Origin of the sequence: Streptomyces sp. KL116D (assembly GCF_030766975.1) — a bacterium.
GTDB lineage: Bacteria > Actinomycetota > Actinomycetes > Streptomycetales > Streptomycetaceae > Streptomyces > Streptomyces longispororuber_A.
Genome location: NZ_JASERH010000136.1, coordinates 541,828 through 556,705, shown reverse-complemented (window position 1 = coordinate 556,705; position 14,878 = coordinate 541,828). Strand labels below are relative to the sequence as shown.

The 14,878-nt window shown below is 74.0% G+C and carries 8 protein-coding genes; 6 read left to right on the top strand and 2 right to left on the bottom strand.

The features are described from left to right. Window positions 1–88 precede the first annotated feature (88 nt). From RBJ77_RS51180 to RBJ77_RS51165, 4 genes are all read left to right on the top strand, one after another. Window positions 89–1,102 (top strand): zinc-binding dehydrogenase, encoded by a 1,014-nt coding sequence (locus RBJ77_RS51180; protein ID WP_372351223.1) that lies wholly within the window; start codon window positions 89–91, stop codon window positions 1,100–1,102. 115 nt (window positions 1,103–1,217) lie between these two features. After that, complete coding sequence (locus RBJ77_RS51175) at window positions 1,218–2,477, top strand: RuBisCO large subunit C-terminal-like domain-containing protein (protein ID WP_372351222.1); 1,260 nt, start codon at window positions 1,218–1,220, stop codon at window positions 2,475–2,477. Continuing rightward, window positions 2,474–3,853, top strand: a complete 1,380-nt coding sequence (locus RBJ77_RS51170) for a four-carbon acid sugar kinase family protein (protein WP_372351221.1) — start codon at window positions 2,474–2,476, stop codon at window positions 3,851–3,853. Before RBJ77_RS51175 ends, RBJ77_RS51170 begins: the two co-directional genes overlap by 4 nt. Then, window positions 3,850–6,417: a family 78 glycoside hydrolase catalytic domain gene (locus RBJ77_RS51165; protein ID WP_372351220.1), complete on the top strand. Its 2,568-nt coding sequence runs from the start codon at window positions 3,850–3,852 to the stop codon at window positions 6,415–6,417. Before RBJ77_RS51170 ends, RBJ77_RS51165 begins: the two co-directional genes overlap by 4 nt. Here RBJ77_RS51165 and RBJ77_RS51160 read toward each other — a convergent pair. Further along, complete coding sequence (locus RBJ77_RS51160) at window positions 6,383–8,233, bottom strand: beta-L-arabinofuranosidase domain-containing protein (RefSeq protein WP_372351219.1); 1,851 nt, start codon at window positions 8,231–8,233, stop codon at window positions 6,383–6,385. The two genes, RBJ77_RS51165 and RBJ77_RS51160, sit on opposite strands and share 35 nt — an antisense overlap. Window positions 8,234–8,319: 86 nt before the next feature. Between RBJ77_RS51160 and RBJ77_RS51155 the strand changes: the two genes are divergently transcribed. Beyond that, the gene (locus RBJ77_RS51155; protein ID WP_372351218.1) at window positions 8,320–11,166 is read left to right on the top strand and encodes a glycoside hydrolase family 2 TIM barrel-domain containing protein; all 2,847 of its coding nucleotides are present in this window, start codon (window positions 8,320–8,322) and stop codon (window positions 11,164–11,166) included. Here RBJ77_RS51155 and RBJ77_RS51150 read toward each other — a convergent pair. Next, entirely contained in the window at window positions 11,097–13,286 is a 2,190-nt protein-coding gene (locus tag RBJ77_RS51150) for a beta-galactosidase (RefSeq protein ID WP_372351217.1), read from the bottom strand. The genes RBJ77_RS51155 and RBJ77_RS51150 overlap by 70 nt on opposite strands. Before the next feature lie 77 nt (window positions 13,287–13,363). Here RBJ77_RS51150 and RBJ77_RS51145 point away from each other — a divergent pair, with 77 nt between their 5' ends. Then, the gene (locus tag RBJ77_RS51145) at window positions 13,364–14,872 is read left to right on the top strand and encodes an alpha-L-fucosidase (RefSeq protein WP_372351216.1); all 1,509 of its coding nucleotides are present in this window, start codon (window positions 13,364–13,366) and stop codon (window positions 14,870–14,872) included. Window positions 14,873–14,878: the final 6 nt, after the last annotated feature.

Genomic DNA, 14,878 nt, shown 5'->3' with positions numbered 1-14,878 from the left:
TACCGGATTTACGGTTCCGGACAACCGCTCGCGCCAGGTGGCATGCCAGCTGCTCGGATCGGGTGGACGGAGACGGTTCGGAGGGCTGATGCGCACAGCCGTACTGAGACAGGTCCGGAGAATCGAGGTCGAGCGGGCCGCGGCTCCGCGGCCCGCGGCGGGCGAGGCGCTCGTCGAGCTGCGGTCGGTCGGCCTGTGCGGCAGCGACCTCGCCGCGTTCCGCGGCCACCACCCGTTCCGCAGTCCGCCCGTCGTCCTCGGCCACGAGGGCGCGGGCCGCATCGTGCGCGCCGCGTCCGACGGAGGGCCGGCCGAGGGCACGCGCGTCGCCGTCCTGCCCCTGGCCGCCTGCCGCCACTGCGAGCGGTGCGAGAGCGGACTCGCCCACCTGTGCCCGCACCGCAGAGTGCCCGGCGCCGGACTGCCGGGACTGCTCGCCGCCCAGGTCGCTCTGCCCACCGAGACGCTGATCCCGCTCGACGGCGAAGTCACCTACGACGAGGGCGCGTTGATCGAACCGGCCGCCGTGGCATGGCACACCGTGCGTGCGGCCGGCGTCCGGCACGGCAGCCGGGTCGCGGTGCTCGGCGCGGGCGCCGTCGGCGCGCTCACCGCGGCCACGGCCCGGCTCCACGGGGCATCGGACGTCCTGGTCAGCGATGTGCGCGAAGCGGCCCTGACGCTGGCCGGACACCTCTCGGGCTGCCGGACCCGCCGCGTCGGCGACGTCGGCACGGAGGACCTCACGGGGCTCGCCGACGCCTTCGACGCGGTCGTCGTCGCCTCCGGCCACCCCACCTGCCTGGACGAGGCGCTCACCCTGTGCCGCCCGCGCGGCACCGTGATCGTCCTGCCCATGTTCGCCCGGCCCGTCACGGCCGCCCTCAACCCGCTCGTCCTCAAGGAGATCCACGTCAGGGGCGCCTGCCTGTACACCCCCGACGACTTCCGGGCGGCGGCCCGTGCCGTGGGAGCCCGCACGCTCGACGTACGCCCGCTCACGACGGCGGAGGCGGTGCCCCTCGATGCCGCACAGGACGTCTTCGAGGCGTTCGACGAGGGCCACGACACCGTCAAGTACCGCCTGGATCCGTCCCGTTGACCAGCTGACCGGCCGGCCCGCTTCCTGGCTGGCCCGTCGACCCGCTGACTGGCCGGCCCGCTTCCTGGCTGGCCCGTCGACCCGCTGACCCGCGCCGAACAGTGAGGAGGCCCTGATGACCGCCGCACACGTGCTGGCCACCTACGACATCGCGACCCATCTGCCACCCCCGGAAGCCGCAGAGATCCTCGCCGGCGAGCAGTCGACCGGCACGTTCGTGCGCGTACCCGGTGAGTCCGCACGGCTGCGGGAACGCTTCGGGGCACGCGTCATCGAGGTGACCGAGCTGCCCGACGACGGTCTCCCGCCGCTGCCCGGCGCCGCCGGACCGCCCTCGGGCGCCACGACCGTGCCGCACCGGGCCCGCGTCCGGATCGCGTTCCCGCTCCACAACTTCGGCCCCTCCCTGCCGAACCTCCTCGCGGCCGTCGCGGGCAACCTCTTCGAACTGCGCGAGCTCGCCGCCGTACGCCTCGTCGACCTCGACCTGCCGTCCGCGTTCGCCCGCCGCTACCCGGGCCCCGCGTTCGGCGTCGCCGGCACCCGGCACCTCGTCGGCAGGCCCGACGGCACCCTGATCGGCACCATCGTCAAACCGGGGATCGGCCTCGACCCGGACGCGCTGCGCACCCTCGTCCGCGAACTCGCCCGCGCCGGCATCGACTTCATCAAGGACGACGAACTCACCGCGAACCCGCCGCACGCCCCGCTGCGCGACCGCGTCGCCGTGGTCACCGAGGAACTCGACAAGGCCGCGCGCCGCACCGGCCGGCGCACCATGTACGCCTTCAACATCACCGACGACATCGACCGCCTCGCCGCCCATCACGACCTCGTGCGGGACGCGGGCGGCACCTGCGTCATGGTGTGCGTCCAGACCGTCGGCCCGGCGGGCGTCGCGCACCTGCGCCGCCGCAGCACCCTGCCGATCCACGGCCACCGGGCGATGAGCGGCGCCCTGCTGCGCAGCCCGCAGATCGGCCTCGGCCCGGTCGTCTTCCAGAAGCTGGCCCGCCTGGTCGGCGTCGACCAGCTGCACGTGGGCGGTGTCGCGAGCAAGTTCTACGAGTCCGACGCCGACGTCGCCGCATCCGTGCGCGCCGTCCGCACCCCGCTGTTCGACGGCTACGAGACGCTGCCCGTCCTGTCCTCCGGCCAGCACCCGGGCCTTGCCCACCGCACCTACCGGCTCCTGGGCACCACCGACCTGCTGGTGCTCGCGGGCGGCGGCATCCACGCCCACCCGGACGGGCCCGCCGACGGGGTCGCGGCCATGCGCTCGGCCTGGCACGCCGCCGTGACGGGCGAGTCCCTCGACCGGCGCGCCGCCCGCGACCGGCCGCTCGCCCGCGCCCTCGAACGGTTCGGCGCATGACCCCTCGGCCCCGCCTCGCGTTCTACGGCGACGACGTGACGGGCTCCACGGACGCCCTCGCGCAGTGCCATCGGGCCGGACTGCGCGGCACGCTGGTCTTCTCCTGGGCGGGCCGCGACGCCGCGTCGCTTGCTCCCGTCGGCGACGTCATCGGCCTCGCCGGCACCGCCCGCGTCCTGTCCACCGACGCCATGGCCGCCGAGGTGGGGCCCGCGCTCGAAGCGCTGCGCGCGACCGGCGCAGGGTTCGTCCAGTACAAGATGTGCTCCACCGCCGACTCGGCCCCGCACCGGGGCAGCCTGGGACGAGCCGCGGAGATCGGCCGGGACGTCTTCGGCGCCGCGCCCGTCCCGCTGCTCGCCGCACAGCCCGACTTCGGCCGCCACACCGTCTTCGGCCACCACTTCGCCACCGACGACGACGGCCACGTGCACCGCCTCGACCGGCAGCCCACCATGTCCCGGCACCCGGTGACCCCCATGACCGAGTCGGATCTGCGCCGCCACCTGGCACGACAGACCCGGCTTCCCGTCGCCTCGCTCGACGTAAGCGCCTACGAACTGCCCCTCGCGCAGGCCAGATCGCGCTACGAGGCCGTCCTCGCCGACGCGCCGGGCGTGGTCGTCCTCGACGCGCTGACCGTCGCGCACGCCCGGTACGCGGCCCGGCTCGTCCTCACCACCGATGCCACCGATGCAGCCGGTACGACCGATGCCTCCGAAGTCGACGAGCCGGCCCGGTTCGCCATCGGCTCGGGCGGCCTCACCCTGGCCGTGGCCCAAGTCCTGGCCGGAGCAACGGTGACGAGACCGTACGAGGCGCCTTCGCCCGCCCTCACCCTCGTCGTCTCCGGCAGCCGGGCCCCGCGCACCGCCGCCCAGATCGCCCACGCCCGTGACCGCGGCTGGCGCACCGTGGAGGTGCCCGTCGACCCGAGGCTGGGCTGCGACACCACACCTGCCGCGCTCGCCCGTCTACGGGACGCCGTATCCGCAGCCCTGGACGGAGAGGTGCCCGGCGCCGTGGTCCACGCGGGCCCCGACAGCGGGACCGACCCCGGGGACACCCTCGGTGACGCTCTCGCGCACGCCGCCCGCACCGCCGTCACCGACGCCGGGGCGACCCGGCTCGTCGTGGCGGGCGGCGACACCGCAGGCCGTGTGCTGCGCCGCCTGGACGCCCGCACCGCCGAGATCGACACGCTGCTCGCCCCCGGCGCGGCCCTGGTCCGACCGACCTTCGCCGACCCGGCCCTGAACGGTGTCACCGCGCTCCTCAAAGGCGGTCAGGCCGGACCGGTCGACCTGTTCGAACGGGCCGCCGGCCGCACCGGAGCCGTACCGACCACGTCTGCCCCCAGGGAGCCCGCCCCATGACCGCCGCCCCGCACACCCTGCGCACCGACCACCTCTCCGACCCGCTCGGCATCGACCAGCAACACCCCGACCTCGCCTGGATGGTGACGACAGGAACCCAACGGGCCCACCAGATCCAGGCGGCGACCGCTCCAGGGCTCCTCGCCGCCGGCACCTGCGACCTGTGGGACAGCGGACGGCTACCCGGCGCGGCGCACGCCGGCGTCCGCTACGCGGGGAAGGCTCCGGGCGCCCGGCAACGCGTGTGGTGGCGGGTGCGCGTCTGGGGGGACGAGGGCCCCTCGCCGTGGAGCGCCGCCGCCACCTGGGAGACCGGCCTGCCCACCGAGGACGACTGGTCGGGCGCTCGGTGGATCACGGCACCAGGCCTGGGCGCGGGCGACCGACTGCCGCTGCTCGCACGCGACTTCACCTTGCCCGACGCCCCGGTGCGGGCCCGCCTGTACGCCACCGCGCTCGGCGTGTACGAGGCGTTCGTCAACGGCACCCGGGCCGGCGACGCCCTCCTCGAACCCGGCTGCACCGCCTACGACCAGCGTCTGCTGTACGCCACGTACGACATCACCGACGCCCTGCGCGCGGGGCCCAACACCGTTGGCATCAGCCTGGGCAACGGCATCGCGCGCGTCCTCGACACCGACGGCCGCTACACCAAACTGCGCGCCGACCACGGCGACCCGCGCGCTCTCGTCCTGCTGTACGCCGAGTTCGCCGACGGCACGTCGACGACCCTCGTGAGCGACGAACACTGGTCCGCCGCGCCCGGTCCCGTCACCGTCTCGGCCTGGTTCGGCGGCGAGGAGCACGACGCACGCCTGGAGCAGGCCGACTGGCACCGCCCCGGCGCCGACCGCGGCGGATGGCGTCCGGCGGTCGCCGCGCCCCTGCCGGGAGCGGTGGCGCTGACCGCGCGGGCCCACCCACCGATCGAGGTCGTCGAGACCCTGACCCCCGTCGCCCTGAGCGAACCCCGGCCCGGCGTCCACGTCTTCGACCTCGGCGTGAACATCGCCGGACGCCCCCGCCTCGACGTCACCGGTCCCGCGGGCACCTCGGTCGTGATCCGCCCCGCCGAACTCCTCGCCCCCGACGGCACGGTGAACCAGCGCTTCACCGGCACCCCCTGCTTCGACCGCTACACCCTGCGCGGCGACCCGGACGGCGAGAGCTGGCACCCGGCGACCGTCTACCACGGCTTCCGCTACCTCCAGGTCGAAGGGCTGCCCGCACCACCCGCCCCGGACGCGGTGCGCGGTGAGGTGATGCGTGTCGCCAACACCCGGGCGGGCGGCTTCCGTTGTTCGTCCGACCTGCTGAACGGCATCCACCGCCTCATCGATCGGGCCGTGCAGGGCAACATGTACAGCGTCCTCACCGACTGCCCGCACCGCGAGAAGCTCGGCTGGCTGGAACAGGCCCACCTCGTGTTCCCCGCCGTCGTGGGTGGCTATGATGTCGCCGCGTACTACCGCAAACTCGTCCGCGACATGGCCGACGCGCAGACCGACACCGGACTCGTCCCGGACATCGCCCCCGAGTACACCGTCTTCGAGGACAAGTTCCGCGACGACGCGAACTGGGGCGGCGCGATCGTCCTCGCCCCCTGGTGGCTGCACCGCACCTACGGCGACACCGCCACCCTGCGCGCCCACTACCCGCACATGCTGCGCTACCTCGCCCACCTCGACTCCCGCTCCCGCGACGGCGCGGGACTGATCCTGGAGCACGGCCTCGGCGACTGGATCGCGTTCGACGACTCCACGCCCAAGGCCGTCACCGCGACCTTCGCCCTCCAGCGGATCCTCGCCGCGCTCGGCGACATCGCCGAAGCGATCGGCAGGACCGGGGACGCCGCCGCCCACCGGGCCCGCGCCGCCGCCGTCGCCCGCGCCTTCCACGCCGAGTTCTCCGACCCGCGCCACCCCACGTACGGCAGCGGCAGCCAGGCCTGCGACGCGCTCGCGCTGGCCGCCGGCGCCGTGCCGGAGGAGGAGCGGGCGGCCGTCCTCGACCACCTGGTCGCGGGCATCAGGGCGGCGGGTGACCACGTGACCGTCGGCGAGATCGCCCTGCCGTCCCTGCTGCGCGTGCTGTCCGACGGCGACCGTGACGACGTCGTCCTGGACCTGCTCAGCCGTACCGACAACCCCAGCTACGGGTATCAACTCGCCCACGGCGCGACCGCGTTGACCGAACGCTGGGACGGGCCCACGCGCGGCTCCTCGCAGAACCACTACATGCTGGGCGCCGCCGCCGAATGGCTCACCGGGTCGCTGGCGGGGCTGCGGCAGGCCGCGGACTCCGTCGCGTACGAGCGGATCGTGGTCCGGCCCGCCCCGGTCGGCGAACTGACCTGTGCGAGCGCCTGGTACGACACCCCGCGCGGCCGGGCGTCCGTGGCCTGGCACCGGACGCCCGAAGCGTTCCGGCTCACCGTCACCCTGCCGCCCGGCGCGGACTCACGGGTGGAGCTGCCGCTGCCGGGCGGCGGCCGCGACGTTCGCGAAGTACCGCCCGGCAGTCACGAGTTCACGGTGCCGGGGGAGTGGGGTCCCGATGCGTGAGCGGGGCGGGCCGCACCGGGAAGTACACCGCGAACCGCTCGTCGGTCACCTCGTGCAGGGGAACGAACCGCAGTCCGGCGCTCTGCCCGCGGGCCCGCCACGCGCCGCTCCAGCGGAACGGTTCGCGCTCCTCGTCGGGAGCCAGGAACGACTCGGGGCGCGTCACGTCCCCCACCAGCTCACGCTCCTCGTCGCACAGGCCCGCCAGCACCACCGGCCCGTCGAGGAACGCGACGGTGTCGGGCCGGTCCGGCAGCGGCTCGGCGCGCAGCCCGGTCGGCAGCTCGATCCGCACCGTCTGCCGGTGCCAGGACCGGCGTACCTCCACGAGCCCCGGCCCGTCGGGCGCCGGCTGCGGCACCCCGTCGACCTCGACCGTCACGGGACCGGTCACCCACTCCGGCACCCGCAGCCCGAGCGTGAACTCCACGGGCCGCCGGGCCCGCACCACCACCTCCACGGCCCAACGGGCCGGCCGCCGCACCGCCCCCGACGCCCCGCCCGCGGTGATGTGCGAACCGATCCCCGTGTCGGGGCGCTGCTCCAACTCGACCTGAACGCCTTGCAGTTCGCACCGCACCGTGGACGGCACGTACTGGGCGAGCAGCAGCCCGCTCCCGTCGCCGTGGAGGTACCAGGCGTGCGCGGTGTGCAGGGTGTGGGCCTGCACCATCGTGCCGTGGCAGCACCAGAAGCTGTCGGTGGGCGTGCCCCACTTCTTCACCGAGCCGGGCCGCAGCGGCAGGTAGTAGGCGGGCATCCCGGTCCGCGGATGCTGCTGGGCGAGGACGCCGTTGTGGACGGTGCGCTCGATGTGGTCGGCGTAGGCGAGGTCTCCGGTCCAGCGCAGCAGGGTGTGGGCCAGCCGGATCATGTGGTGCACGACGCAGTGCTCCTGGGTGCGCGTGCCGAGGCGGGCGGCGAACTCGTGCGGTGGTGTCCACACCTCCTCGCTGGTCTGCCCGCCCGTCGCGAACCGGCCGCGGTCGGTCACCGCGCACCGCCAGTACGCCTCGACGACGGCCCGCCACCGTTCGTCGCCGGTCGCCTCGAATGCCCGTGCCGCGCCGAGGACTTCGGGGATCGTGGTGTTCGCGTGCCGGTTCGTGAGCGGGTCGTCGCCCGCGAGCAGCGGCTCGAACAGGCGCGGCCGGTTGTAGCGGCGGACGAGGTCGAGATGCGTCTTGTCGCCCGTCGCGGCGTACAGGTCCGCCCACACCTCCAGCATGCCGCCCGTCTCGTGGTCGAGCAGATCGTCGAGCGCGGTCCGGTCGAGGTCCTGGGTGAAGCGGTGGAACCAGGGCGCGGCCCGCACCACGGTGTCGAGCGCGACCTTGCTGTCCAGCAGGCGGTGGGCGTCCATCAGGCCCATCAGGGTCTTGTGCACGGTGTAGTGCGGTGCCCACACGGGCCGGCCCGAGGCGATGCGGTGCAGGTACTTCTCGGGGATCGAGAACACCCAGGCGCCGCCGTTCTCCCGCTGGAGCAGGTCGAGTTGGGCGATGACGTCGTCGACGCGGGCCCGCAGCACCGGATCGCCGTCGGCGGCCGTGGCGCACAGGCGCGCGGCGGCGGACAGCCAGTGCCCGAGGAAGTGGCCGCGCAGCTGCGAGTAGAGGGCCTCCCAGCCGCCGTGCCAGGCGGTCGTCGGCGCGGGTGCGCCCGGCGCGAAGAGGCCGGCCTCGAAGCGGTGGGCGCGCAGCAGGCAGTCGCTGTCCAGGCTCATGAGATACGCCCTGACCAGGGCGAGGCGCTGGGCGAAGGGGTTGGGGACGTCCAGGTAGTCGATGCGGCCGAGATGCGGAAGCAGTCGCACGCTTCCAGCCGGTATCTCCGTATATGTCTCCATTGTGTCCATGGAGATGCCACGCAGGTCAAAAGTCAAGAGGGGACGGGCCGTTGATGCCGGACGCCACGGAAGCGCTGCCGTACTGGGAGGACCTGACCCCGGGCTTGGGCCTGCGCCCGCCCCGCGTCGCGCCGCCGCCCTCCGACGCCGCCCGGCTCGACCTCTGCGGCACCTGGTCCTTCCGGCTCTCGCCGACCGCCGACGCGCCGCTCGACTTCCTCGCCGGACCCGCGCCCGCCGACCCCGCCTGGTCCCCGCTGCCCGTGCCGTCGCACTGGGTGCTGCACGGTCACGGCACGCCCCGCTACACCAACACCGCCTACCCGTTCCCCATCGACCCGCCGCACGTCCCCGACGCCAACCCGACCGGTGACCATCACCGTGTCTTCGACCTGCCCGCGGGATGGCGCCGGCACGGCACTGTGCTGCGGTTCGACGGGGTCGACTCGTGCTTCAAGGTCTGGCTGAACGGCCGCGAGCTCGGCATGTCCAAGGGCAGCAGACTCCCGTCGGAGTTCGCTGCGGGAACCGCACTGCGCACCGGCCGCAACCACCTCGCCGTGCGTGTCCACCGCTGGTCGTCCGGCAGCTACCTGGAGGACCAGGACATGTGGTGGCTGCCCGGCGTCTTCCGCGACGTGACCCTGCTGGAACGCCCCGCGGACGGCATCGACGACTACTTCGTGCACGCCGGCTACGACCACGAGCGGCGCCTCGGGCACCTGCGCATCGACACCCCGCTGCCCGCCCGCGTCTCCGTCCCCGAACTCGGCCTGCACGGCCACCCGGCCGACGAACCCGTCACCCTGCCCGGCGTCGCGCCCTGGAGCGCCGAACAACCCCGCCTGTACGAAGCCGAGTTGGCGTCCGCGGGGGAGCGGGTCCGGCTGCGGATCGGGTTCCGCACGGTCGCCGTCGTCGACGGGCGCTTCACCGTCAACGGCCGCCCCGTCCTGCTGCGCGGCGTCAACCGCCACGAGCACGACCCCGACCACGGCCGCGTCCTCACCGTCGACACGATGCGCGCCGACCTGCTCCTGATGAAGCAGCACCACGTCAACGCGGTCCGCACCGCCCACTACCCGCCCCACCCGGCCTTCCTCGACCTCTGTGACGAACTGGGCCTGTGGGTCGTCGACGAGTGCGACATCGAGACCCACGGCTTCATCCACGCGGCATGGGAGGGCAACCCCGTCGACGACCCGCGCTGGCGGCCGATGCTCCTGGACCGGATGCGCCGCATGGTGGAGCGCGACAAGAACCACCCGAGCATCGTCATCTGGTCGCTCGGCAACGAGAGCCACGCGGGCGAGAACCTCGCCGCCCTCGAAGCCTGGACGCGCGACCGCGACCCCTCCCGGCCCCTGCACTACGAACGCGACCGCACCTACCGGCACTCCGACTTCTACAGCCTCATGTACGCGCCCGTCGCCGAGGTCGACCGCATCGGCCGCTGCGCCGAGGACGCGCCGCCGGAGACGGAAGGGCTGCCCGAACTGGAGGAGCGCAGGAGGGGCCAGCCGTTCCTGCTGTGCGAGTACGCCCACGCGATGGGCAACGGCCCCGGCTCACTGGAGGACTACCAGGAGGTGCTGGAGCGGCATCCGCGGTGCGCCGGGGCGTTCGTCTGGGAGTGGATCGACCACGGATTCCGCCGCACCACCGAGGACGGCCGGGAGTACTTCGCGTACGGCGGCGACTTCGGCGACCGGCCGCACGGCGGCACGTTCTGTGTCGACGGGCTGATCCGCCCCGACCGCACGCCGTCCCCGGGACTGGCCGCCTACCGGAAGGCCCTCGAACCCGTACGCATGGCGATCGACCTCGTGGCGGGCCGGGTGAGCGTCCGGAACAGGTACGACGTGCGGGACCTCGCGCACCTGCGCTTCCTGTGGACCCTGGAGGTCGAAGGGGTGCCGTGCGCGCGGGGCGAGTTGAAGACGCCCGACGTGGCCGCACGGGACACCGGGGAGATCTCCGTGCCCGACCTGCCCGCCGTGGGCGGGGGAGAGGCCTGGCTGACCGTGCGCGCCGTGCTGGCCGCGGACGAACCGTGGGCCGGGGCGGGTCAGGAGATCGCCTGGGCGCAGGCGCGCCTGCCCCGCCCGCCCGCGCCGCCCTCAGCGCACCCGTCGCGGCCGGTGGCTCCGCCTCCCTTCGACGGGCCCCACCTGGACGTGTGGCGCGCCCCCACCGACAACGACCGCGGCATGGGCGACAACTCCGTGCTGCGCTCGTGGCGGGCGGCGGGCCTCGACCGGCTCGTGCCCCGCACCCTGGCGCCCGGCGTCGTCCGCCACGCCCCCGAAGGACTCCCGCACGGGCTGGTCCTGCGCCACACGTGGACCGCCGAGGGAGACGCACTGCGTCTGGCCGTCGAGATCGCCCCGGACGGTCCGTGGCGGGACCTGACGCTGCCCAGGGCCGGGATCCGCTTCACCCTGCCCGGCACGCTCCAGCGGGTGCGCTGGTACGGCAAGGGGCCCGGGGAGGCCTACCCGGACAGTGAACAGGCGGCGCGGGTGGGCCTGTTCACCTCGGACCTGGCCGGGCTCCAGACGCCCTACGTCGTACCCCAGGAGAACGGCCGCCGCGCCGCCGTGCGCTGGGCCGAACTCACCGACCCGGCGACCGGGGCCGGGCTGCGCGTCGAGGCCGCGGACCCGGACCGGCCCTTCGGCCTCACCGTCCGCCCCTGGAGCACCGAGGCCCTCGAAGCCGCCGCGCACCCCTGCGACCTCGTCCCCGACGGCCGAGTCCATCTGCACATCGACGTCGGTCAGCACGGCCTCGGCAGCGCCTCCTGCGGCCCCGGCCCCCTGGACGAGCATCAACTGCGGCCCTCCGGACGGTCGTTCGTGCTGTTGTTGCGCACCATTGCCCCGGGGGCCGCATCGTGACCGGACCGTGCGCACAGCACCCGGACGCCCCACGGTCCGAGACCCAGCGCCTCACCGGCCGCCAGACGCTCCGTGCCGAGCACGTCCCGGACCGCTTCCGGCACCGTGACCCGGGCCGGTTGCCAGCTCCAGTTGTGCACGAACCACAGCCGGGCGCCGTCGGAGTTGCGGGCGGAGGTGACCGTCACCGACGCGGGCAGCGGTTCCCACGGCGCACGCCGCGTCGCCCCGCCCGCCACGGACGCAGCCAGGGCGCGCGCCGATTGCGCGTCCGGCAGCGTCCCCACCCAGGTCACCCGGCCTCGCCCGTGCTCGCGCACCGTCGCCGCAGGCCACTGCCCGAAGTGCGGATGACGGTAGTGGGCCAGCGGTCGCGCCCCCTCCTCGACGAGCGCGTCCACCCATCCCTCGGCTTGCGCGCCGGGGCCCAGGTCCAGCTCCGGCGTCCCTGCCAGGGGCACGGGCCCGGTCAGGTTCGCGTACTCCTCGCAGCGCACCCCGGCCACCTTCCGCAGCAGCCCGGGCGCCACCATGGAGCGTGCCCGCGCCTCCTCGTCGGCGTATCCGGTACGGAAGGTCAGCACGAGGTGCCCGCCGGAGCGCGCGTAGCCGTCGAGCAGCGTCAGCGTCTCGTCGTCGGCGACGTACAGGGCCGGCACCACCAGCATGCGCGGCACCGCACCCGTCCCGGTCAGGAGCTGGTGCAGCTGGTCGGGCGAGACGATGCGCGCCTGGGCGCCCGCGTCGAAGAAGGCCTGGTAGAACGTCCCGAAGATGCGGCCGTACGAGCCCGGGTCCGGCGCAGACGTGCCGGGTCGCGCCAGGGGCGGCTGGCACTGCATCGCCCAGTCGCTGTCGACCGACCGCACGAACACGGCGTCCGCGTCCGGCACGAGCCCGGTCAGCTCCCGGCCCGCTGCCTCGAATTCCCGGGCCGTCCGGGCCACTTCGTCGAGGATGCGCCCCGGTTCGTAGCCGTGGCCGAGGATGCCGCCCCAGAACGTCTCCGCGCCGAAGGGCAGCGAGTGCCAGTGCCAGTACTGGACAAGGCGCGCGCCCCGCGCCGCGAGCGCCCAGGCGACCTGGCGCAACTGGCCGGAGTACGGCGGGTGGTTGGTGTGCGAGCCGCCGATGGACGTCGCGTTGGTCTCCGTGACGAGGAACGGTTCCTGGCGTGCGCCCCACAGTCGGTCGGCCGACTGGTACAGCTGCCACACGCCCTGCCCGAACCAGCCGCCCTCGTGCCGGCGTCCCGGGTCCGGCAGCGCCAGCTCGTCCTGTGCGGCGTAGTAGACGTTCCCCGCCGTCACGTCGAGCGTCGCGCACACGGCCTCCTCGTCGACGGCGGGCCGGGTCACCGCCAGGCACGTCGTCACGTACTGGCCGGGGTGCGCGAGACGGCGCACGATGCCGGCCTGCCAGGCGACGAACTCCGCCGTCAGTTCGGCCTGGTGGCGCCGCCACGCCAGGTCGTACGACGGCGTCGTGTCGCCCCGCGGCTCCCACAGCTCGTCCCACGACGACAGGCGGTGCGACCAATAGGTCAGACCCCACGCCTCGTTGAGCGCCGACACGGTGCCGTACCGCTCCTTGAGTCGTGCGACGAACGACGCGAACACGCCCTCGTTGTGCAGGAGGTGGAGCCCCGGCTCGTTGTCCACCTGGAAGCCGGCGACCGCCGGGTGCCCGGTGTGCGCGCCCACGATCCGTCGCACGATCCGCTCGGCATACCGACGGAACACCGGATGCGTGAAGTCGACCTCCTGCCGGCCGCCCCACGGCACCCGGGACCCGTCCGAGCGGACCGCCGCGATCTCCGGGTGGGCCCGCTGCAGCCACGGCGGCACCGCGTACGTGGGCGTCCCCAGCAGCACCCGAAGGCCCCTCCGGTGCGCGCCGTCCAGGACCGGCACGATCCAGCCGAGGTCGAAGCGGCCGTCGGACGGTTCCCAGGTGGACCAGACGGACTCGCCGACCCGGATCAGCGAGAGCCCCGCCCCGGCGATCAGGTCGAGGTCGAGGTCCAGACGGCCGGGCGGACCGTACTCGAAGTAGTACGCGGTGCCGACCCGCGCCCGGTCCGCATCCGCCGACGCAGGGTGCCGCTCAGAGTTCGACATGCCCAGAAGGTGGCATGCCACCCCGGCCCGGTCAATCCGGCCGACACCACAACCGCCATACAGCGAGAGGGAGTTGCGTGAGCATCGACGAACTGCGCGAGCCGACGGACGCGACCGGCGCCCGCTACACGCCCGACTGGGCATCGCTGCGCCGCCACCACGTGCCCGACTGGTTCCGTGACGCCAAGCTCGGCATCTGGGCCCACTGGGGGCCGCAGTCCGCCGCCCGCCGCGGCGACTGGTACGCCCGCCACCTGTACGGCCCCTACGCGGGAACCGAGGACTTCGAACGCGACCGCACCGCCCGTCAGACCGCCCACCATCGCGCACGCCACGGACACCCCTCCCGCTTCGGCCACAAGGACCTCTGCCACACCTGGCGCGCCGAACGCTTCGACCCCGATGCCCTGATGGACCGCTTCCGGCGCGCCGGAGCCCGCTACTTCGTGTCCCTCGCCGCGCACTGCGACAACTTCGACCTGTGGGACTCGACCCGGCAGCCGTGGAACGCGGTGAACGTGGGCCCCCGCACGGACGTCGTCGCCCGCTGGGAGGCCGCCGCCCGCGCCGCCGGGCTGCGCTTCGGCATCAGCATGCACGCCGGATCGTGGACCTGGCGCTGGCTCGACGCCGCGTTCGGCCGGGACTCCGACGGGCCCTACGACGGGCACCTCACCGCCGCCGACGGGCACGGCACCTGGTGGGAGGGGCTCGACCCGCGCGCCCTGTACGGCCCGCCGCGCCGGCCAGGCGACACCCCCACCACGGCGTTCGTCGAGGACTTCTACGCCCGGCTCACCGAGGTCACCGAACGGTACGGCGCGGAACTGGTGTACCTCGACGACTCCCGGCTCCCCTTCGACGACGGCAGCGTGTGCGAGGCGGCGCCGGCCGACCGGGCCCGCGGCCTGGACTTCCTCGCCGCCTACTACAACCGCACCCCGGAAGGAGCCGTCAGCATCAAGACCGTCGCCGGCGCGGACCGCGGCGCCGTCCTCCTCGACGTCGAGCGCCACCAGTTCGGCGGGCTCGACCCGCACCCTTGGCAGTACGACACCAGCATCGGCGACTGGTTCCACAGCGACGGCGAGACGTACAAGTCCGCACAGGAGATCGTCCACCTCCTCGTCGACACCGTCAGCAAGAACGGCTGCCTCCTGCTGAACGTGCCCCAGCTGCCCGACGGCACCCTCGACGACGAGGTCAGCCACGTCCTCGACTCGCTCGGCGCCTGGCTGCGCACCTGCGGCGAAGCGATCTACGGCACCCGCCCCTGGACCGTGTACGGCGAAGGCCCCACCAACGTCTCGGGTGAGCGCTCCCGCGAGGCCCGGCTCGACTACACCGCTCAGGACCTCCGCTTCACCCGGGCCGCCGAACCGGGCGTCGTGTACGCCTTCGTCATGTCCTGGCCCGACGACCGCAAGGTTCGCATCCGCAGTCTCGACACCACCCCCGCCACCGTCACCCTGCTGGGTTCACCGGAGCCCGTCACCTGGCGCGGCGGACCCGACGGCCTGGAGGTGCGCCTGCCCGACCGGCCACCCACCCCCTACGTCCAGGTCCTGCGCCTCGCCTCGGCCTGAAAGGTG